The organism is Halopolyspora algeriensis (assembly GCF_003337235.1).
Classification (GTDB): domain Bacteria; phylum Actinomycetota; class Actinomycetes; order Mycobacteriales; family Pseudonocardiaceae; genus Haloactinomyces; species Haloactinomyces algeriensis.
The window spans coordinates 84021-104239 of sequence record NZ_QPJC01000004.1 but is presented as its reverse complement, the minus strand read 5'-3'; the positions used below and the strand labels follow the sequence as shown (position 1 = coordinate 104239).

The window sequence follows — 20219 nt, the reverse complement described above, 5'->3', positions numbered from 1 at the left end:
TCGTCAGAGCCTGACGCGGCGAACCCGTGGACGTCAACGCCTGCCGTCACGGCCTTCGATGTGGCATGTCCGCGCCTGGTCGTTTTCCGGCCCCGCTTGGCTCCTGTCCGCGGGGCGCGGGAGACAATGACCGCGATGGATACTGCTGCCGCGCCGCTTGTGGAGTTGGTCAACGGGGCCCGGATGCCGCAACTCGGTTTGGGAACCTGGCCGTTGGATGATGCTGATGTCGAGGTCGCGGTTCGGCGTGCCCTCGATTCGGGATATCGCCTGGTCGACACGGCCGAGAACTACGACAACGAGGTCGGGGTCGGTCGGGGGATCGCCGGTAGCGCCGTGGCGCGTGAGGACATTTTCGTCACCACCAAGTTCAATCGCCGGTGGCACAGTGTCGACGGTGCGCGTCGGGCTTTCGAGGCCAGTGCCGAGCGGTTGGGTGTGGACTACATCGATCTGCTGCTGATTCACTGGCCGAATCCGGAGCAGGATCGCTATGTCGAGGCCTTCGCGGGTCTTGTCGAGCTGCTGCGGCAGGGTCGCGTTCGTGCGATCGGCACGTCGAATTTCAAGCCGGCTCATCTGGATCGGATCGTGTCCGAGACCGGGGTGGTGCCCGATGTCAACCAGATCCAGCTGCACCCTCGGGCCACCCGTGCCGGTCTGCGCGAGTTCCATGCCGGATACGGCATTCTCACCGAGTCGTGGAGCCCGATCGGGCGGGGTGGTGACCTGCTGGAGGAGCCGGTCATCGCCGAACTCGCCCGGCGATATGGCAGGACACCTGCTCAGATCGTTCTGCGTTGGCATGTCGAGCTCGGTCTGGCCGTTGTTCCCAAGTCGGCCGATGCGCAGCGGATCGGGCAGAACATCGACGTGTTCGACTTCGCTCTCGACTCCGACGACATCGCGCGGCTTTCCGCATTGGACAGCGGCGAGGAACCCGCACCCGACTCCGACGTCTTCGGGCACTGACCGGTGTTCAGCGGCGGTGCTGTGCCGCGAATCGGCGGGGTGACATCCCGTGCCAGCGTTTGAACGCGTGCACGAAGGTGGCGGTCTCGGTGTAGCCGAGTTCGGCGGCGACCTGCGCGACGGTCAGCTCACCGGCGGCGAGCAACTCCACCGCGCGGCGCCGACGGGACTGGGCCACCAGGTCGCGGTAGGTGACGCCGTGCTCGGCGAGTTTGCGGCGCAGGGTCCGCGTGCTGACATTGAACTCCCGGGCCATGTCCGGCAGTTTCGGGGGCGGACCGTGGTAGCCGGCGAGCATGGTGCGGACCTGGCTGGCCGCGTCGGCAGGAAGACTGCGCGAGCGCAGGAGCTGCTCGCACTGCGCTTCGCACAGGGCGGTGGTGTGGCTGTTGGCCTGCGGTAGCGGCTGATCGAGATAGCGCCGGGGAATGCCGTAGTGGTTGTCCGGCTGCTCGAAAGCCGGTGTGGTCCCCAGCAGTTGCCGATGCGGCCGGATGTCGGAGGGTCGCGGAGTCCGGAACCCGAGGCTGTGCGGGGCGAAGGTGAGCCCCAGCCCCTCGGCGTGTATCCGCAGTGCGGCGGTGATGTCGCGTTCCACCAGGAAGGCGCGCACCTCCGGGGGCAGGTGGGCGTCGTGCACCGTGTAGCGCAGTTCCTCGCTGTCCTCGCTGGTGGTCATCTCGCAGAACGCGTAGGTGAGCTGGTAGTAGCGCATCCCGAATGACACGGCCGAGCGCAGGGTGGACCTGCTGGAGACGGCGAACCCCCAGAACCCGTAGGTGCTCAGGTGGTAGCGGTCGCCAGCGATGACCCCGAGACCGGGGACCTCGTCGAGTTCGGACACGAGGTTGTGAATCAGAGCCAGTTCCTGGACGGACTCGATTTCGGCGTGCGGATTCTCCAGTGCCGCCTCGTCGATGCCGGTGCCGTGCAGACAGCGTGCGGGCGGAACGTCGTATTCGCCGGCGAGCCGGGTGAGCAGATGGGCGCTGGTGATGCTGCGCGGCATGCGCCAGTTCGACATGTACCCCCTCACGTGTGGCCGAAAAACACAATTCGCTGGCCGATTGTGCCATGGAACACAACGTCTCGGTTGGCTAGCGTGACGAGTCGTCCTGCACCGACAGCGATGGCGAGGAGAGCTCGATGCGGTCGACGACGAAACCGACGGTGGCGATCATCGGCGCCGGCTTCGCCGGGATCGGTATGGCCATCCGTCTCAAGCAGGCCGGATATCCGGTGACCGTCTTCGAGCGGGAAGCAGACCTCGGTGGGGTGTGGCGGGACAACACCTACCCGGGTGCGGCCTGCGACATCCCCTCGCACCTGTACTCGTTCTCGTTCGAACCGAAACCGGACTGGACCCGCCGGTACGCGACGCAACCGGAGATCCTGGACTACTTGCGGCACTGCGTGCACAAGTACGGGCTCGGCGCGCACATCCGTTTCGGTACCGGCATCGCCACGGCCGAATTCGACGAGCAACGCGGGCACTGGAGGCTGACCACCGAAGGCGGCGAGACGATCGAGATCGATGCGCTCGTCAGTGCGTGCGGGCAGTTGCGCATCCCGGCACTGCCGGACCTGCTCGGCCGGGACACCTTCGCCGGGCCCGCCTTTCACACCGCACGTTGGGACCACCGGCAGGATCTGACCGGCAAGCGCGTCGGCGTCATCGGGACCGGGGCGACAGCGGTGCAGGTGGTTCCGGCCCTGGTGGACTCGGTGCACGAACTGCGGCTGTTCCAACGCACGCCGCCGTACCTGGTGCCCCGGCCCGACCGTGCGTATCCGGCGTGGCAGCGTCGGCTGTTCGCCCGCTTTCCGCTGCTGCAGAAACTCGGCCGTGCCAAGCTGTTCGCCCAGCACGAGGCCCGTGTCCTCGGCTTCGGTTACGCGCCGCGGATGCTGCGTGTCTCCGAGGTGCTGTTCCGGCGCAGACTGCGCAGGCAGGTACCGGATCCGGACCGGCGTGCCGCGCTCACCCCGGATTACCGGATCGGGTGCAAGCGGGTGCTGGTCTCGAGCGACTTCCACCCCGCCATGAACCGCGCGAACCTGGCCCTGGTGACCGACTCCGTCCGCGAGATCGTTCCGGAGGGTGTGCGCACCGACGACGGCCGGGTGCACGAGCTCGACGTGCTCGTCTACGCCACCGGGTTCCGCACGCAGGACTTCCTGACCCCGATGCGTGTCCTCGGCCGTGGCGGACGCGACCTCGACGAGGAATGGCGGGACGGTGCCCGGGCGCACCTGGGGATCACGGTCCCCGGCTTTCCCAACTTCTTCCTGCTCTACGGGCCGAACACGAACCTCGGCCACAACTCGATCATCTACATGATCGAGAGCCAGATCGCCTACGTGCTCGATGCGCTGCAGCGCCTGCACACCCGGAGGTTGCGCTACCTCGACGTGCGCGTTCCCGCGCTGCGGGAATTCGACGAGCACGTCCAGCGACGGCTGCGCAACACCGTGTTCAGCACCGGCTGTGACAGCTGGTACATCGCCGACAACGGGCGCAACGCCAACAACTGGCCCTCCTCGGTGCTGGCATACCGGCGCCTGACTCGCTCTCTCGATCCCGCCGAGTACGAACACGCCCGGTAGTGCCGTGGTCTCCTGCACCACCGCACAACCCGAGCCCGGAATGCCCCCAGCCGAAAGCGGAGGAACATTGTCCGTGAAGCTTCCCCCGTCCCCGGTGCGTGCCCCGGTGCGTGCCGCGGTGCGTGCCGCGGTGCGTGCCGCGCTGCGCCCGGCCCTGAAAGCGGGCGTGTCTCCCACGCTGCAACGCCGCTGGCTGGACGCTTCGGCGCTGGCTCTGCCGATGCCGGCCGGTGTTCGTGCCGGACGCGGTGTCCTGTCGGGAGTACCGGGGCGCGTGCTGGTCCCCGAGCGCAGCGAGCCGCACACCGCCGTGGTGTACCTGCACGGCGGTGGCTACGTGACCGGTTCGTCGTTCGCGTACCGCACGCTGGCCGCGCGGATCGCGGAATGCTGCGGGAGTCGGGTGTTCGTGCCGGACTACCGGCGCGCTCCGGAACACCCGTATCCGGCCGCGGTGGACGATGCCGTGGCCTTCGTCCGCGGTGTGCAGGCCACCGGCGTGCGACGACTGGTTCTCGCCGGGGACTCGGCAGGGGCCGGAATCGCGCTGGCGGCCGCAGGGCGGTTGCGCGATATCGGTGTGGATGTGCCCGAGTTGCTCGGGCTGCTCTCGCCGTGGGTCGATCTCACCTTCACCGGGGATTCTCTGCGCACCCGAGCCGGTCGGGACCCGTTGCTGCGGGAGACGTGGCTGCGCGAATGCGCGGTGGGGTATCGCAGGTTCGAGTCCGCCGAACACCCGGAACTCTCCCCGTTGCGGACCGACCCGGCGCACCTGCCGCCGCTGCTGATCCAGGCGGGCACCGACGACATCCTGTTCAGCGATGCCGAGCGGCTCGCCCGGCGAGCCGACGAGGCCGGAACCCTGCGCAGCTACCGGCGTTTCCCGGGGCTGTGGCACGATTTCCAGCTCTTCGCCGGCCTGCTGCCCGACGCCGACGAGGCGGTGGCGGCATTCGGCGGCGAAGTGCACGCCGCACTGCACACGGCGTGAACGCACTCCGGTGCCGCGATCGAGGAGGATTACAGTGGACGAACGGCACGACTACGTGGTGGTGGGGTCGGGATCGGCGGGGGCGGCACTGGCCGCCCGCCTCAGCGAGGACCCGAGCAAGCGCGTGCTGCTGCTGGAAGCCGGCCCCCGGGACCGCGCGATGAACCTGCACATCCCGGCGGCCTTCGCGAAGCTGTTCCGCGGCCCGTACGACTGGACCTACGACACCGAGCCGCAGCCGCAACTGGGCCACCGCAGACTGTTCTGGCCGCGCGGCCGGGTACTCGGCGGCTGCTCCTCGATCAACGCGATGATGTGGGTGCGCGGGCTGGCGGCCGACTACGATGAGTGGGGCGAGCTCGCCGGCCCCGGCTGGAACTTCGAGTCCGTTCTCGACTACTTCCGCCGCATCGAGGACACCGAACGCCCGGACGGTGAACATCAGGGTCGCGGCGGACCCATGCGCGTCGGCAGGCAACGGGATCCCAACCCGCTGACCGCGGAGTTCCTCGCCGCCTGCGAGCAGGCAGGCATCCCCCGGACCCGGAGTGTCAACGGCGCGTGCGCGGACGGCATGGCCGAAACGATGGTCTCGGTGCACAACGGTCGTCGTTGGAGCACCGTCGACGGGTACCTGCGCCCGGCACGCCGCAGGCGCAACCTCGTGGTGCGCCCGGGCGCGCAGGTCACCCGGGTGCTCTTCGAAGGCCGGCGGGCCGTCGGGGTGGAGTATCTGCGCGGGGACCGCCGGGAAGCGGTGCGGGCCGACGCGGAGGTGATCCTCAGCGGCGGTGCGGTCAACACCCCGCAGATGCTGCAGTCGTCCGGGATCGGCCCGGCCGAGCACCTGCGGGAGTTCGGTGTCGAGGTGCTCGCCGACAGCCCGGAGGTCGGTGCGAACCTGCAGGACCACCTCACCGCGGGTTTCGTCGCAGGTACCAATTCCACCGCCACGATGTTCGCCGCGGAAAGCCCGCGTCAGCTGCTGCGCTACCTCACCACACGCCGCGGGATGCTCGCCTCCAACGTCGCCGAGGCGTACGGGTTCGTGCGCACCGACCCGGCCCTGCAGCATCCCGACATCGAGATCGTGTTCGTTCCCGTGCCGTTTCTGGCAGAGGGGTTGGCGGCCCCCTCGCAGCACGGTGTCACCGCGGTCGCCGTGCTGCTGAGGCCGGAAAGCCGGGGAACCGTGCGGCTCGGCTCGGCCGACCCGCTCGCCCCCGCCAAGGTCGATCCCCGGTATCTGACGGATCCGCAGGGCACGGACCGGCGCACGCTCGAGGACGGCATGCGGATCGTGGAGCGCGTGCTGGCCACGCCACCGCTGGCCGACCACGTCGGCGAGCTGCTGCAACCCGCCGGGGAGCTGGGCACGGCCGAGGCCCGGAGCGCCGCGATCGAGCAGCACTCCCAAACCCTGTATCACCCGACGAGCACGTGCCGGATGGGCCGCGACGCGGATTCCGTGGTCGATCCCGAATTGCGGGTGCGCGGGGTGGAGCGGCTGCGGATCGCGGACGCCTCGGTGATGCCCACGGTGATCCGCGGGCACACCAACGCACCGTCGATCGTGATCGGCGAGCGGGCCGCGGACCTGATCCGCGACGCATCGCCGCGCTGAACCGGCTCACGCTCCCGCGGGTACGTCGAACTCCTGGGCCACGGAGCGGCCGAGGGCGTCGAGTTCCTCGAACTCCTCGTCGTTGAGCGTGATCGCGGCGGCGGCGATGTTCTCGTCGAGATGCTCCACCGAGCTGGTGCCGGGGATCGGCAGGATCGCCGGTGAACGGTGCAGCAGCCAGGCCAGCGACAGCTGGGCGGTGCTGACGCCGTGCCGGGTGGCGGTGTCGGAGAACGAGTTGCCCGGTTCGGCGAGGATGCCCTGGGCGATGGGAAACCAGGGGATGAAGGCGATGCCGAGCTGCTCGCACCGTTCCAGCACCGACTCGGATTCGCGGACGACGATGTTGTAGCGGTTCTGGACGGTGGCGATGTCGAGCCCGAACTCCAGAGCTCGGTCCAGGGTGTCCACGTCGATCTCGGAAAGCCCGAGGTGGCGCACCACGCCCTCGTCCTGGAGGGCTTTGAGAGCGGCGAACTGGTCGTGTTCGGGAGTACCTGGGTCGATGCGGTGCAGTTGCCACAGGTCGATCCGCTCGACGCCCAGGCGCCGGCGGGATGTCTCGGCCTGCTGGCGCAGGTAGTCGGGGCGGGCGAAGGGATGCCACTCGCTCGGACCGGTGCGCAGCAACCCGACCTTGGTGGCGATGACCAGGTCGTCGGGGTAGGGGCGCAAGGCTTCGGCGATCAGTTCCTCGTTGATGTCGGGGCCGTAGCTGTCGGCGGTGTCGATGAAGGTGACGCCCTGCTCGACGGCGTGGCGCAGGACGTTCTTCGCCGCCTCGCGATCGGCGGGGGGACCCCAGATGCCGGGTCCGGTCAGGCGCATCGCGCCGTAGCCGAACCGGTTGACCGTGAGATCACCACCGATCGTGATGGTGCCTGCTTTGCCTGCGGGCGACGGAGTGTTCATGCGTTTCCCCTCGACGTTCGTGGCAGCCACCTCCTGGCGTACCCGCAGTGCGGCGGTCTCACGCGAGGAATCCGGCGCGGTGGTGTGCACGCCCACAGCCGGGTCTTGCGGGGCCGGATCGGCTCGTTGCGGCGATATTCGGGACGGTGGTGTTCGACGGGATGATGCCTCGGTGAGAATGTCCCAGCCTTCGCGCTCCGGGGGCCAGTTCGCCGTGAGGGTCGCGTGCATGGTGGCGATGACCCGGTCGGGCACGCGTGGCGCGTGGCCGCTGGCGCCGACGGTGGCATCGCGGCGGGCGTTGCGTTCCAGACAGACCGACAGGGGCGGCAGCACCAGGACCGCGGCGGCGACCGCTGCCTGCTCCCGGGCGATGCGCAGCAGTTTCCTGCGGTCCCCGGCCCGGGCATTGGTGGCATCGACGATGACCACCCGACCCGCGGCGAGGTGCCGGTCCAGGTCGGAGTGCAGCGCTCGGATGGCGCGTGGTGTGGCGGCCTGATCGGCTTCCTCGCCCCAGGGCGACAGGCGCGCCCGGTAGGCATCCAGGCTCAGCACGCGAGCCTGCTCGCCCAACTGCGCGGCATAGGCCGCCGCGAGGGTGGACTTGCCCGAACCGGGTGGGCCGGCCAGGGCCAGCAGGGCAGGTCCGGAGAAGACACCGGGGGGAATGGTCGTGGTGAGCGCGGACATCCCTTCCTCTCTCGACGGAAAAACCCGGGGCGGCAACCGGCTACCCCGCTTCCCGCTCGTCGTCGACATCGACGGTATCCAGCCCGATCGCCCGGTTCGCGCGTTCCGTGCCGCAGCGGGAAGCGAAGAACAGCCGGTGCTCCGGCCGACCCCGCTGTTTTCGTATGGCCGCGGGAGCCTCGCGCACCCCGCATCGGCACGGTGTAAGCGGCGCGCGCCCGTGGGTAACCGCAGGGCATGATGCTTTCCCGATCATCTCCGGGCACGGTGCCTGCGGAGCTGTTCCGATGAAGCTCGGACTGCTCACGGCGTCCCTGCCCGACGAGAGCCTCACCGGCGTCGCCGAGCGGGCGAAAGCCGCCGGGCTCGAGGCGCTCGAGGTGGCCGCCTGGCCTCCGGGCAGCCAGGCGCCGAGCCATGTCGACGCCACCCACCCGGCCGGGCAGGGCACCGAGTGGGTGCGTTCGGAAATCGCGCGGCACGGCTGCACGCTGTCCGCGCTGGCCTACTATGACAATCCGCTGCATCCGGACCCCGACGAGCGCGAGCGGGTTCACCGGCACCTCCGGGCGTGCATCACGGCCGCGGGCAGGCTCGGTGGCGCCCCGGTGGGCACATTCATCGGCCGGGATCCGACGCGGACCGTCGCGGAGAACCTCGCCGAGGCGGAAAGGATCTTCCCGCCGCTCGTGGAGCAAGCCACCGAGCAGGGCGTCCGGCTCATGATCGAGAACTGCCCGAAGCACGACTGGCATCCCGACGGCCTGCCCGGCAATCTCGCCTACTCGCCCGAACTGTGGGAGTGGCTGTTCGACCTCGGGCTGTACCTCAACTACGACCCCTCGCACCTGCCGGGGCTGGGCATCGACCCGGTAGCGGCGCTGCACCCGTACGTCGGGCGAGTCGCCCACGTGCAGGCCAAAGACGCCGAGGTGCTTGTCGAACGCCGCGGCCGCTACGGCTATCCGGGGCCTGTGGTCGAGCGGGACGAGCCGGGATGGTGGCGCTACCGAGTTCCCGGGCTCGGCGAGATCGACTGGAAACACGTGATCGACACCCTCCGCGAGGGCGACTACGGCGGGGTGATCTCCATCGAGCTCGAGGACCCGACCCGAGGTGACACGCCGGGTGATGTGCAGGCGGAGCTGGACATCGCCTGCCGGACCCTGCGGCCGCTCGTCGCGGCATGAGGATCGGATGAGCCCGGGCATCCGGAGCGCCCGATCGCTCGAGTGGTTGCGGCACAGGGCTGCCGGGTAGCCCGGAGTGGTCCGGCCCCGTTCCGGCGTGCACGGGCAGACGGACGTGCGGGGGAGTGTCGGGTATGGAACTTGCCGAGGAAACCCCGTACCGCTTTCGCATGGAGCCTCGAGGGACATGCGAGTGCCGGGAGTGGTTTTCGCGTCGCGAGCGCTGCTTCCCGAGCCGGGCGAGCAGCAGGTTCTCGATCAGGTCGCCCACGTTGCCGCCCTGCCGGGGATCGTCGGGGCCTCCTACGCGATGCCCGACATGCACTGGGATACGGTTTTCCGATCGGGGGCGTTGCGGCGACCGATGTCGACCATGGCGGCGTCGTGTCCCCCGGAGGCGTCGGTTTCGACATCTCCTGCGGTGTTCGCCTGCTTGCGGGAGAACTCACCGGGACGGAGCTGTCACCGGTGCTGCCGCGCATCATGGAGGGTCTGGATGCGGCCATCCCCCGCGGTGCGGGCCGCGGTGCCGTGTGGAAGCTGTCCGGAAAGCGGGAACTCGGCAACGTGCTGCTGGGCGGATCGCGCTACGCGGTGGAACAGGGCCATGGTGAGCAGCACGATCTCGACGGTCGGCAGCACCGTGTCTGCGTGCACCGGAAGGGAGCCACCCGCGCCCTGCCCGCAGGTCATGCCGAACTCCCACCGGACCTCCGCGCGGTCGGCCAGCCCGTGTTGATCCCCGGCTCGATGGGCACAGCCTCCTACGTGCTCAAGGGAATACCGTCCGGGGACGCGTTCTTCTCGACCTGCCACGGCGCGGGCAGGGTTCGCAGCAGGCACCAGGCGGCCCGCTCGACCAGCGGCAAGCACCTGCGCGAGGAACTCGGGCGGCACGGAATTCGCGTGCGGGGAGCCTCCCCCCGTGGCCTGGCCGAGGAAGCCCCGGACGCGTACAAGGACGTGTCCGAGGTGGTCGAGGCCGCCGAGGGCGCGAACCTGTGCCGCAAGGTGGCCCGGCTCGTGCCGGTGGGAGTGGTGAAGGGGTGAGCCACTCTCCGGACCCCGAGCACCGGCGGCGCGGTCACCGCAACGTGCCGCACACGGCCGACGTGCGCCTCGAGGCATGGGCGCCGCATCGCGAGGACTGCCTCGTCGAGGCCGTCGCGGGTCTGGTGGAGAGCTTTGCCGAACCGCCACCGGAAGGCAGCTGGACCGTCACCGTCGACTTCCCGAGCGGTGACGACGAGGCCACTCTCGTGTCCGTGCTCGACACGGTCATCCACCTCATGGAAACCCGGGATGGCCTCCCGGTCCGTGCCGGGGCCGAGTCCTGCGACGGCGGGGTCCGGATGCGCTTTCACCTGGCAGACCTGCGGCAGGTCGACATCACCGGCGCGGTCCCGAAGGCGGTGACGTGGCACGAGCTCCGGTTCCGCAGGCACGAGACAGGGTGGTCCTGTGCTGCCACGATCGACGTGTGAAAACCGGAAGCGATCGAAGACCGCGCGGGACACCTTCGGGAGAACAGGTCCCCGATGAGTAGTTCCGCTCTGCCGGGTGCGGTTCGGAGCCTGGTGGAGTGGCCGGCATGAGCGTTCACGATGGTGCCGACGATGCTTCGGAAAGACCGTGGTCCACCTCGCGGGGGTGCATGGGGACCGCGGCGCTGTTGGGGTTCAATCTCGTGCTGGTGGGATGGTCGCTGAGCAGACTTCCACTGCACGCACTGTCCGTGGTACCGGGTTCGTCGCCGCAGCACGGTGTGCGCGACACGATCTTTCCGGTTTTCCTCGCCTGCATTGTCACCGCTGTAGCGGTGGGGCACCTGTGGTTCATGGCTCGCGTACTGCGATTGTGCGGGACTCTGCGGCCGGTGCCCACACTCTTGGTGGGCATTGCCGTGTCGACGGCACTGATTCTCGTCACGGGGGTGCTGCTGTGGTCGTCGCTGGAGCCGGATCCGCTCCGGCTGACCGGTGCCTTCGCGTTTCCGGTGCTGGGGGCGGTGGGATGTGCCTCGGTGGTGCGGCTCGCACCCCGCACCACCGACGTTCCGGAGATTCCCCGGCCCACCTCCCGAGGAGCGATCGCAAGCGCCGGAATGCTGGGTGTCAATTTCGTGCTGGTCGCCTGGTCATCGCTGATGTTCTGGGCGCTTTCCATGCTCGGGATGGGCATGTCGTCCCGGCAGGAGCCCCCGATCCTCGTGATTTCCGTGTATTGCGTCCTCACCGTTGTCGCGGTGGTGCAGGTGTGGTTCCTGATCCGCATGATGCGGTTGACCGGTGTCGCCAGACCTGCGTCGATGCTGCTGTTGGCAGTCGTTACCTCGATCGCGTCGGCTTTCGTGGTGGGCATGGTGCTGTGGGGCCTGTGGTGGCAGTGGCAGTGGGTATTCGGCTACGCATTGGTCGTTCCTCTATTTTCGGCACTGGCCGCCGCCGGCTTCGGCCTGACGGTGCGGCTCGCACACCGCACCGGGATTCTGCTGACGCTCGCGCTCGTGGCGCCGGTGGTCACCATCGGTGGAGTCCTCATCCTGAGGGTGTTCCGGTGGTAGTCCCCCTTTCTCCCGAAGGGGCCGTTGCGCCTCGGGACACGTTCGGAGAGCACCGGGTCTTGTCGGTCGGCCGCATGGGCGCCCGGACAGCGGGGTAGCCACCGGGCATGACGGAAAGGCACGAGGGGGATCCCCTGACGCAGCGCAGGCCCGAGCACGAGGGAGCCCGTACCGCTGTCGTCACGGGGGCCGATTCCGGGATCGGGCGGTCCATCGCCGTGGCGCTGGCGGGCGGCGGAGTCGACGTCGGCATCACCTACCACGAGGATCAGCAGGGCGCGGACCGCACCGCCCGAGAGATCCGGGAGCAGAGCGCCGGCTGCGCCGTGCGTCGACACGACCTCACCGACATTCCGACCTCGGCCAGTGTCGTCGACGAGCTCGCCGACGAGCTCGGTGGTCTCGACGTGCTGGTCAACAACGCCGGGTCGGGAAGTGCCGGGATGGTGACGGACATGGACTTCGACACCTGGCGCCACGTGCTCTCCATCGATCTCGACGGCGCCTTCGCCTGCACGCAACGCGCCATCCACCACATGATCCAAGGGGGGCGAGGCGGGCGCATCATCAACATCACGAGCGTGCACGAGCACGCTCCTCGCGTGGGCGCGGCCCCGTACTGCGCGGCCAAAGCCGGCCTGGGCATGCTGACCAAGGTGCTCGCCCTGGAACTGGCCGAGCACGGCATCACCGTCAACGCGGTGGCTCCGGGCGAGATCTCCACACCGATGACCGGGCAACACGAGCAGGACCCGGCGTCGCAGGATCGCCCGGGAATACCGCTGGGTCGGCCGGGCCATGCCGAGGAAGCCGCGGCCGCGGTGGCGTTCCTGGTCACCCCCGCGGCCGGATACATCACCGGCTCGTCCGTGGTCGTGGACGGGGGGATGCTCAACATGGGACCTCAGGCCGGTTCGCACATGTCCGGCAATGATTGGCGCAGGCCCTGAAGTGCTGCGCGCAGACCACACGCTCAGATGATCTCGTGGTGCTGCAGATAGCGGAACATGGCGATTCCGGGAAGGACCGGTAGCCAGTAGGTCAGCAGCCGGGAGACGAGCACGGCCGTCACCGAGGTGGCCGGTGCGATTCCCACTGCGCCGAGCCCCCCGATCATCGCGGCCTCCACCGCGCCGAGGCCTCCGGGCGAGGGTACGAGATGGCCGATCGTGTTGCCGATGACGAACACGGTGAGCACGGCGGCCACCGAGAAGTCCGGGTGGAAGGCGGCCAGGCTGGCGACGAGACCGAACCCGGAGATCAGCAGGTAGCCGAGAGCACCCCCGAACAGTTGTGCGGCACGAACCGGGTGACGCAGCGTGTCGAGCAACTCGCGGGCGACTTCCCGCGACGGCTGGACGATCCGGCGGCGCCCGAACGGTGAGGCGACGAGGACACCGATGAGGACCAGGATGCCTGCCGCCGCCAGCACGACCGGCCATCCGGTCGGGATCGACAGGTTGCGCGGCACACCGGAGGACCCGGTCACGAAGACGCCGATGACACTGAAAAGTACCGCCACAGCACCCGTGCCCGCCTGGTTCAGCACCGTGATCCCGACCGCCGACGAGCGGCGCAGACCCAGGCGCTCGATGTAGATGAGATTGATGCCGAAAAAACCCGCCCCGCCCGGTGTGGTGCGCCCGGTGAACGCGGCGGCCACCTGCACCGCGGTCGTGCGCCAGAACGGCAGGGGAGTCCGGCTGGAACCGAGCAGGGAAAGCGCCGACATCGGGATCGCCAGGATCCCGGTGGCCACCGCCGCCGCGAGCCAACCCCAATGGGCACGGCGCAGTTCCTCCAGCACACCGCTCATGTCCGACAGCCGGGGCAACAGCAGGTAGACGGCTGCCCCGGTGAGGAGCAGACCCACCAGGGTGGCCGGACGCACGGGAGAGCGAAATCCCGGAATCGGACACCGGATGCGGTCGGCGAGAGTCTCGCGCAACTCGGCGAGCAGGTATCGGTTCGTGGCGGGCTGTGCCAGGACCCGCCGGGGCAGCGCCAGGGGGCGCAGGTTCACCAGTGCCGCCTCGAGCCGGTCGATCGGCAGCGCCCGCATCGCGGTGGTCACCGTGCGATCGGTGCCTGCCACCGCGGCCAGCGAGACCAGCGCCTCGGCGAGGTCCTGGGCGAGCCGCGTCGCACCCGCACCGGCCTGGCCGAACGTGAAGCTGAGCAGCCAGGGCCTGCGCTCGGCGTCGACGAGGATGTTCTTGGCCCGCAAATCGTGGTGGGCGATACCCGCCTCCGCCAACAGCGCGACCTGGTGCCAGATCGCCTCCAGCAACTCGTCGTCGAGTTCGCCGTCCGGCAGCTGCGTCAGCCGACGCCCGTCGATCTGCCGGTGCACCAGCAGCGGCGGTGCGTGCTTGACGTCGGAGGCCAGCACGATCGCGGGAGTGCGCACCCCGGCCCGCTCGGCGAGCAACGTGACGTAGGCCTCGTGCTCGACCTCGTGGTGAGCACTCGACAACCGCGGTTCCTCCGGCACGTCCAGCACCGCGAGCGCCCGCCTGATCCTGTACAGGACTCCGGCACGCCGCTGCAGCCTGCGGACCACTTTCACCCGGAACGTTTCCCCGTTCTCGGTGTTCACGGAGAATTGTCGTGGCTCCAGCAACCGGTATGTCAGCGCTGTGACCGAGACCGGGCCGAAGCCGGACAGCTCCAGCTCGTGGCGGACGGTCTCCTCGGAGACCTTGTGCCCGGGAGCGCCCCAGAGGAGGTGGAACAGCGTGCCCACGCCCCAGCCGAGCAGGGTGCCCGACACCACCCCCCACGGCAGGTGATGGCCCAGGTGAACCTCCGCCGCGGCAACCAGCGCGATCAGGGGCCAGCCGGCGAGGCGCACCCGATTGCCGAGATACGGCACGAGCACCACGGTGAGCACGGTCACCACGGCCACACTCGTGGCGGGGAAGAAGACTTCGTCGGTGGGCTCGGGCAGGATCCGCTCCGGGACCGGGCGAGGGCCCAGCAGCCAGTGCAGCCCCTTGGCGAGCCCCCACGTCACACCGCCCGCGGAGGCGCACAGCAGCCCGAGCCGGATCCGCTTGAGGTACAAGGCGGTCGCGGTGACCGCGGTAATGCCTGCCCAGGAGCCGCACCAGGTCAGCGCGACCCACACCGGGTCCGACACCGCGGGGATTCTGGCCAGCTGTTGAAAGATCGCGATTTCGACCGGATTCGCGGGCACCAGGGCCAGCAGCACACTGGCGGCCAGCAGCCCTCCCGCGACGAGGAGACGGATCAGGTCACGGGGATGGCGGCCGATGGACAATCGCCATCGGGGATCCGGGGAACCCTTTCCTGTGCTTGTCGATCCGCTGGTGCTGTGCACTGCTCCATGAACTCCTGACCGTTCGGCAGGCGGATGCGGCCCATTGTCTCCCCGGCCGACGAGGGGCCGAAATCACCCGCACCGACATCGTCCGGGACGATGCTCTGCGAACGCAGAGGCTCACCGCTCGTAGAGTCCGACGATGGTGCCGCGGGCCAGCTCGGAGCCGGAGAGAGCCCGACGCAGGTCGTCAGGGGTGGATTCCGCGTCGAGATTCAATGGCTCGCCGGAGGCGTAGATCCGGAAGAAGTAGCGGTGCGAGTCGTCTCCGACCGGAGGGTGCGGTCCGCCCCATCCGGATTCCCCGAACCCGTTGCGGGACTGTATGGCCCCTTCCGGGAGCTGCCCTTCGGCCAGGCCGGTGGTCGACGGCGGGATCCTGGACACCAGCCAGTGCACGAAGGAGCCGCTCGGCGCGTCCGGATCCTCACACAGCAGCGCGATCTCCTGCGTACCGTCCGGGATCCCCTCCCAGTCCAGTGCCGGGGAGACATTCTCGCCGTCCCGGCTGCATCGCAGCGGAAGAAGGGTGTGGTCGTTGAACGTGCTGCTCCGCAGCTGGATCCCCCCACCCTCGATGTCCCGTTCCACGCCCTGCGCGCCGGGTGAGCCCGCGGGACGCCTGCCTGCCGGTTCGCCGGTCCGGGGATCCGTCGGCAGCGGGTTGTCCTGCTGGAGCTGCTCGTTGGCCGCCTCGTCCGCGTGCTGATCGGGCACGCCGTGCTTTTCGTAGTCGTTGCGCAAGCGTGCCCGCTTGATGTCGTACTTGTGGCTGCCGGGTTCCGGCATCGGTACCACCTCATCTCGGGGCCGGCCTGGATAACTTGACGTGATCCTGCTCGGACTCACGGGATTAACCGGATCGGTGACGTCCGAAACTCACCGCGCGTGGTTGCGTTGGAGGATGCCGCGGACGAAGGCCGCCTGTCCCGCATGCTGCAGGCCATCGGCGACCACACTGACCAGTCGCACTCCGAGCGAGGTCGGCGGATCCCAGGACGGATCCACGATCCGCGGGAGGTCGGCGTCGGTGAGCTGCTGCACGTAGCGGATCGTCTGCTCGTGGACGGCGTCGTGGTAGTCGGTCAGCAGCTTCCCGGAGGACACCCGCACCGCTGCGACGTCCTCGGTGGTGTGGCCGAACCCGGTGTCCAGTCGGTCGAGCGGCAACCCGAACCGGTCCACCCAGCCCTGTGCGGTCCAGACCTGCTCGAACCGAGCGGCGTCGGCGATGTGATCGTCCTGGACCCGGGTCAGGTGCCAGACCAGCCAGCCGATGGAGTTCGCCTCGGGGTCGGCCCGAAATGCCAGCTGCTCCGGGTCGAGACCCTCGACCGCCTCGTGGGTGGCTTCCCGGACTCGGCCGAACGCGTCGACGAGCACCTCAGCGCTGGTCATCCGGCTTGCTCCTTTCGCGGAGGAGGTGGGGACAGCTTGCCGCTGCGGACGCTGTCGTCACTGTAAGGCCGCTGCCGGTATCCGGCAGGGCCGTGGCGCGGCGCGTTGTGGCCGGGGCGCGTTGCGGGCATGATCGGATGGAGCGTCCGGCGGGGCAGTCGGGTCGCAGAACCTGCGGTACGGACATGCGGTGAGTGAGGGAGGCGCATGGAGGCGGAGATCGCTCTGACGGTGGACGGCACGCGACGGTCGCTGTCGGTGGACACCCGGACAACGGTGCTCGACGCGCTCCGCGAGCATCTCGGCGCGACGTCCCCGAAGAAGGGCTGCGACCACGGTCAGTGCGGTGCCTGCACGGTGCTGGTCGACGGCCGCCGCGTGACGACCTGCCTGAGTTTGGCGGTCGCCCACGACGGCGCCGAGATCACCACCGCCGAGGGCATGGCCGACGGTCGGGAACTGCACCCGATGCAGCGATCCTTCCTCGACCACGACGGATTCCAGTGCGGATACTGCACGCCCGGACAGGTTTGCTCGGCGGTGGGCATGCTCGCCGAGGCCGAAGCCGGCTGGCCGAGTGCGGTCACCGACGACCTCACCGCTCCGGTCGAACTCGACGAGGCCGAGATCCGGGAACGGATGAGCGGCAACCTGTGCCGATGCGGGGCATATTCGAACATCGTCGCCGCGATCCGGGAGAATGTTCGGTGATCCCCTTCGACTACCGGCGAGCCACCGACGCCGAGGCGGCGGTCGACCTCGTCCACGGACATCCCGGCGCGACATTTCTGGGCGGGGGGACCAACCTCGTCGACCGCATGAAGCTCGGCGTGTCCGAACCCGAGATGCTGGTCGATGTCAGCCGGCTGCCCTACGACACGGTCGAGCCACTGCCCGGCGGTGGGGTGCGCATCGGAAGCGCGGTGCCGAACAGTGACCTGGCCGCGCACCCGCTGATCCGGGAACAGTATCCGGTGCTGTCGCAGGCGCTGCTGGCGGGAGCGTCCGGACAACTGCGCAATCTCGCCACCACCGGTGGAAATCTGCTGCAGCGCACCCGGTGCGTGTATTTCCAGGACGTGACCACGCCCTGCAACAAGCGCGAGCCGGGCTCGGGATGCTCGGCCCGCGGGGGATACACCCGCCAGCACGCGATCCTGGGCGCCTCACAGGCGTGCGTGGCCACCCACCCGTCCGACATGGCCGTGGCCCTGGCGATGCTGGATGCGACCGTGCAGGTGCAGGGCCCGGACGGCTCCCGGAAAATTCCGGTGGCCGAGTTGCACCGGCTGCCGGGCGACGAGCCGGAACGCGACACCGTGCTCGGGCAGGCGGACCTGATCACCGCGGTGGACCTGCCCGAGCTCGCGATGGCGACCCGATCGACCTACCGCAAGGTCCGCGACCGGGCCTCCTACGCGTTCGCACTGGTGTCGGTGGCCGCGGCCCTGGACGTCGCCGACGGCACGGTCCGGCAGGCGCGGATCGCCTTCGGCGGGCTGGCGCACAAGCCCTGGCGCGCCGCCCGTGCCGAGGAGACCTTGCGCGGAGCACCGGCCACGGAGGAGGCGTTCCGCGCCGCCGCCGAGGCCGAGCTGGCCGAGGCGACCCCGTTGGCGGACAACGCGTTCAAGGTGCCGATGAGCCGCAACACGCTGGTGTCGGTGCTTCGCGACCTGGCGTAGGCCACTGCCCGATGCGCTCTGCCCGCCACGGCAGCGACGAACGAGGAGAAGTCCCGATGCGCGTGTCCCCACGCAACAGTCCGGCATTCGGCACCGAAGCGGCCGCCGTGGAGACCGGTGGCACGAGCCTGGCGGCAGTGGCACCGGCCGAGACGGCCCCGGCCGAGGTGGCCCCGGAGCGGCTCGGTGCATCCCGGGAGCGCCTCGACGGTCCCGCCAAGGTGACCGGGACCGCACCGTATGCCTACGAGCACCCGGTCGAGGAACCGGCCTACCTGCATCCGGTGCAGGCCACGATCGCGCGTGGGCGGGTCACGAGCATCGACACCGGCGCGGCGGAGGCGGTGCCGGGGGTGCTGGCGGTGCTCACCCACACCAACGCACCCCGCTTGGCCGATACCGAGGACGCCGAACTGGCGGTGTTGCAGTCCGACGCCGTCGCCTTCCGCGGCCAGTTCGTCGCCGCCGTGGTGGCCGAGACGCCGGAGAGTGCGCGCCACGCGGCGGATCTGGTCCGGGTCGGCTACGGCGAGCAGCCGCACGAGGTCGAACTCGGCCCCGAGGGCGGCACGCCGGCCGCGCGCACCGACCACGGTGACCTCGAAGCGGCGATGGCCTCGGCGGCGGTCGTACTGGACCGGACGTATACGACGCCGATGCAGCACAACAATCCGATGGAGCCGCACACGACCATCGCGCAGTGGACCGCCGACGGGCTGACCTTGCACGAATCCACGCAAGGGGTCTATTCGGTGCGCAGCGTCGTGGCCCCGGTGTTCGGTCTCGACCCCGAGCAGGTGCAGGTGTTCGCCCCGCACGTCGGGGGAGGTTTCGGCTCGAAGGGGTTGCCGCACGCGCCGCTCGTGCTCACGGCGCTGGCTGCTCAGCGCAGTGGTGGCAGGCCGGTGAAGTTCGCGGTGACCCGGCAGCAGATGTTCGCGCTGACCGGCCACCGCACGCCCACGAGCCAGCGGATCCGGCTGGCCGCCGATGACCGAGGACGTCTGTCGGCGATCGGCCACGACGCCTTGGAGCACACCGCGCGGATCAAGGAGTTCTCGGAAGGCAGCTCCACCGCGTCGGGAATCATGTACGCGGCACCGAATCGCCGCATCACCCAGCGGTTGGTGCCGCGGGACGTGCCGGTGACGTCGTGGATGCGCGCCCCCGGCCACTGCCCGGGCATGCACGTCCTGGAAACGGCGATGGACGAGATGGCCCAGGCCTGCGGGGTGGATCCCGTCGAGTTCCGCATCCGCAACGAACCCGAGCTCGACCCCCTGTCCGGAAAGCCCTTTTCCAGCCGCAACCTGGTCGCGTGCCTGCGGGAGGGGGCCCGCCGGTTCGACTGGCAGCGGCGCGATCCCGCCGCCGGTGTCCGGCGGGAGGGCGATTGGCTGGTGGGCACCGGTGTGGCCGCCTCGACGTATCCGACCCACGTTTTTCCGGGATCGTCGGCGCGGATCCGCTACGAGGGCGGGCGGTATGCGGTGTTCATCGGCGCGGCCGACCTCGGCACCGGCGCATGGACCGCGCTGGCTCAGATCGCCGCCGAGGCGCTGGAGGTCCCGTTCGAGGTGGTCGATCCGCACATCGGCAGCACCGAGTTCCCCACGGCCACCGTGGCCGGAGGCTCGACGGGCATCACCTCGTGGGGCTCGGCGATCGTGCAGGCCGCGACCTCCTTCCGTGACCAGTACGGCACACAGCCCCCGGAGGGAGCCGAAGCCGAGGGGGCGACACAGCCGAACCCGGATGCCGAGCGCTTTTCCATGCACGCTTTCGGAGCGCAGTTCGCCGAGGTGCGGGTCCATGCCGACACCGGCGAGATCCGGGTGCCGAGGATGCTCGGTGTGTTCGCCGCCGGGCGGATCGTCAACGCGCGCACGGCCCGGTCGCAGCTCATCGGGGGGATGACCATGGGGTTGTCCATGGCGCTGCACGAGCACAGCGTGCTGGACTCCCGCTTCGGGCACGTGGTCAACCACGACTTCGCGGGCTACCACATCGCCGCGCACGCCGATGTGGACTCGATCGAGGCGGCCTGGATCGACGAACACGATCCGCACGTCAACCCGATGGGAACCAAGGGGATCGGCGAGATCGGCATCGTCGGAGCCGCTGCGGCCGTCGGCAACGCCGCGTACCACGCCACCGGCGTCCGCGTGCGGGACCTGCCGCTGACTCCGGAGAAGTTCCTGCGCTGAAAGCCGGTTCCCACCGGCACCTGGCGCGGGC

At 69.5% G+C, this 20219-nt stretch carries 16 protein-coding genes and 1 pseudogene; 12 read left to right on the top strand and 5 right to left on the bottom strand.

The features are described from left to right. Positions 1 to 135: 135 nt before the first annotated feature. Positions 136 to 972, top strand: a complete 837-nt coding sequence (locus DFQ14_RS08510; protein ID WP_246195427.1) for an aldo/keto reductase — start codon at positions 136 to 138, stop codon at positions 970 to 972. 7 nt (positions 973 to 979) lie between these two features. Here DFQ14_RS08510 and DFQ14_RS08505 read toward each other — a convergent pair whose 3' ends face one another. Beyond that, entirely contained in the window at positions 980 to 1996 is a 1017-nt protein-coding gene (locus DFQ14_RS08505) for an AraC family transcriptional regulator (RefSeq protein ID WP_114452582.1), read from the bottom strand. Between the two features lie 122 nt (positions 1997 to 2118). Between DFQ14_RS08505 and DFQ14_RS08500 the strand changes: the two genes are divergently transcribed. From DFQ14_RS08500 to DFQ14_RS08490, 3 genes are all read left to right on the top strand, one after another. Next, a complete protein-coding gene (locus DFQ14_RS08500; protein WP_114452580.1) occupies positions 2119 to 3579 on the top strand; it encodes a flavin-containing monooxygenase in 1461 nt (486 codons plus the stop codon). Positions 3580 to 3652: 73 nt separating this feature from the next. After that, the gene (locus DFQ14_RS22265; protein WP_158546679.1) at positions 3653 to 4573 is read left to right on the top strand and encodes an alpha/beta hydrolase; all 921 of its coding nucleotides are present in this window, start codon (positions 3653 to 3655) and stop codon (positions 4571 to 4573) included. Positions 4574 to 4601: 28 nt separating this feature from the next. Then, entirely contained in the window at positions 4602 to 6197 is a 1596-nt protein-coding gene (locus DFQ14_RS08490) for a GMC family oxidoreductase (RefSeq protein ID WP_476702818.1), read from the top strand. A gap of 6 nt (positions 6198 to 6203) precedes the next feature. On the opposite strand, the gene DFQ14_RS22550 is transcribed toward DFQ14_RS08490, so the two are convergent. Continuing rightward, positions 6204 to 7802, bottom strand: a complete 1599-nt coding sequence (locus tag DFQ14_RS22550) for an aldo/keto reductase (RefSeq protein WP_158546678.1) — start codon at positions 7800 to 7802, stop codon at positions 6204 to 6206. 287 nt (positions 7803 to 8089) lie between these two features. Here DFQ14_RS22550 and DFQ14_RS08480 point away from each other — a divergent pair, with 287 nt between their 5' ends. From DFQ14_RS08480 to DFQ14_RS08460, 5 genes and pseudogenes are all read left to right on the top strand, one after another. Continuing rightward, positions 8090 to 8992 (top strand): sugar phosphate isomerase/epimerase family protein, encoded by a 903-nt coding sequence (locus DFQ14_RS08480; protein WP_114452572.1) that lies wholly within the window; start codon positions 8090 to 8092, stop codon positions 8990 to 8992. A gap of 134 nt (positions 8993 to 9126) precedes the next feature. Further along, positions 9127 to 10042: pseudogene (locus DFQ14_RS08475) on the top strand (RtcB family protein). Further along, the gene (locus DFQ14_RS08470) at positions 10039 to 10476 is read left to right on the top strand and encodes an archease (RefSeq protein ID WP_114452571.1); all 438 of its coding nucleotides are present in this window, start codon (positions 10039 to 10041) and stop codon (positions 10474 to 10476) included. Before DFQ14_RS08475 ends, DFQ14_RS08470 begins: the two are co-directional and overlap by 4 nt. Positions 10477 to 10583: 107 nt before the next feature. After that, positions 10584 to 11555, top strand: a complete 972-nt coding sequence (locus DFQ14_RS08465) for a hypothetical protein (protein WP_114452569.1) — start codon at positions 10584 to 10586, stop codon at positions 11553 to 11555. A 107-nt stretch (positions 11556 to 11662) separates the two neighbouring features. After that, positions 11663 to 12505, top strand: coding sequence for an SDR family oxidoreductase (locus DFQ14_RS08460; protein WP_114452568.1), 843 nt, complete (start codon positions 11663 to 11665; stop codon positions 12503 to 12505). A 23-nt stretch (positions 12506 to 12528) separates the two neighbouring features. On the opposite strand, the gene DFQ14_RS08455 is transcribed toward DFQ14_RS08460, so the two are convergent. From DFQ14_RS08455 to DFQ14_RS08445, 3 genes are all read right to left on the bottom strand, one after another. Beyond that, positions 12529 to 14898 (bottom strand): lysylphosphatidylglycerol synthase transmembrane domain-containing protein, encoded by a 2370-nt coding sequence (locus DFQ14_RS08455; RefSeq protein ID WP_114452567.1) that lies wholly within the window; start codon positions 14896 to 14898, stop codon positions 12529 to 12531. 120 nt (positions 14899 to 15018) lie between these two features. Beyond that, positions 15019 to 15687, bottom strand: coding sequence for a YbhB/YbcL family Raf kinase inhibitor-like protein (locus DFQ14_RS08450; RefSeq protein ID WP_114452566.1), 669 nt, complete (start codon positions 15685 to 15687; stop codon positions 15019 to 15021). A 90-nt stretch (positions 15688 to 15777) separates the two neighbouring features. Next, on the bottom strand, positions 15778 to 16296 hold the full coding sequence (locus DFQ14_RS08445) for a mycothiol transferase (RefSeq protein WP_114452565.1): 519 nt from the start codon (positions 16294 to 16296) through the stop codon (positions 15778 to 15780). A gap of 207 nt (positions 16297 to 16503) precedes the next feature. Between DFQ14_RS08445 and DFQ14_RS08440 the strand changes: the two genes are divergently transcribed. From DFQ14_RS08440 to DFQ14_RS08430, 3 genes are read left to right on the top strand one after another with little or no spacing between them, the layout of a single operon-like run. Continuing rightward, a complete protein-coding gene (locus DFQ14_RS08440; protein ID WP_114452564.1) occupies positions 16504 to 17007 on the top strand; it encodes a 2Fe-2S iron-sulfur cluster-binding protein in 504 nt (167 codons plus the stop codon). Then, entirely contained in the window at positions 17004 to 17981 is a 978-nt protein-coding gene (locus tag DFQ14_RS08435) for an FAD binding domain-containing protein (protein ID WP_114452563.1), read from the top strand. The genes DFQ14_RS08440 and DFQ14_RS08435 overlap by 4 nt, the downstream gene beginning before the upstream one ends. Positions 17982 to 18037: 56 nt before the next feature. Further along, positions 18038 to 20188 carry a xanthine dehydrogenase family protein molybdopterin-binding subunit gene (locus tag DFQ14_RS08430; protein WP_114452562.1) on the top strand — a complete coding sequence of 717 codons (2151 nt, stop codon included), beginning with the start codon at positions 18038 to 18040 and terminating at the stop codon, positions 20186 to 20188. Positions 20189 to 20219 lie beyond the last annotated feature (31 nt).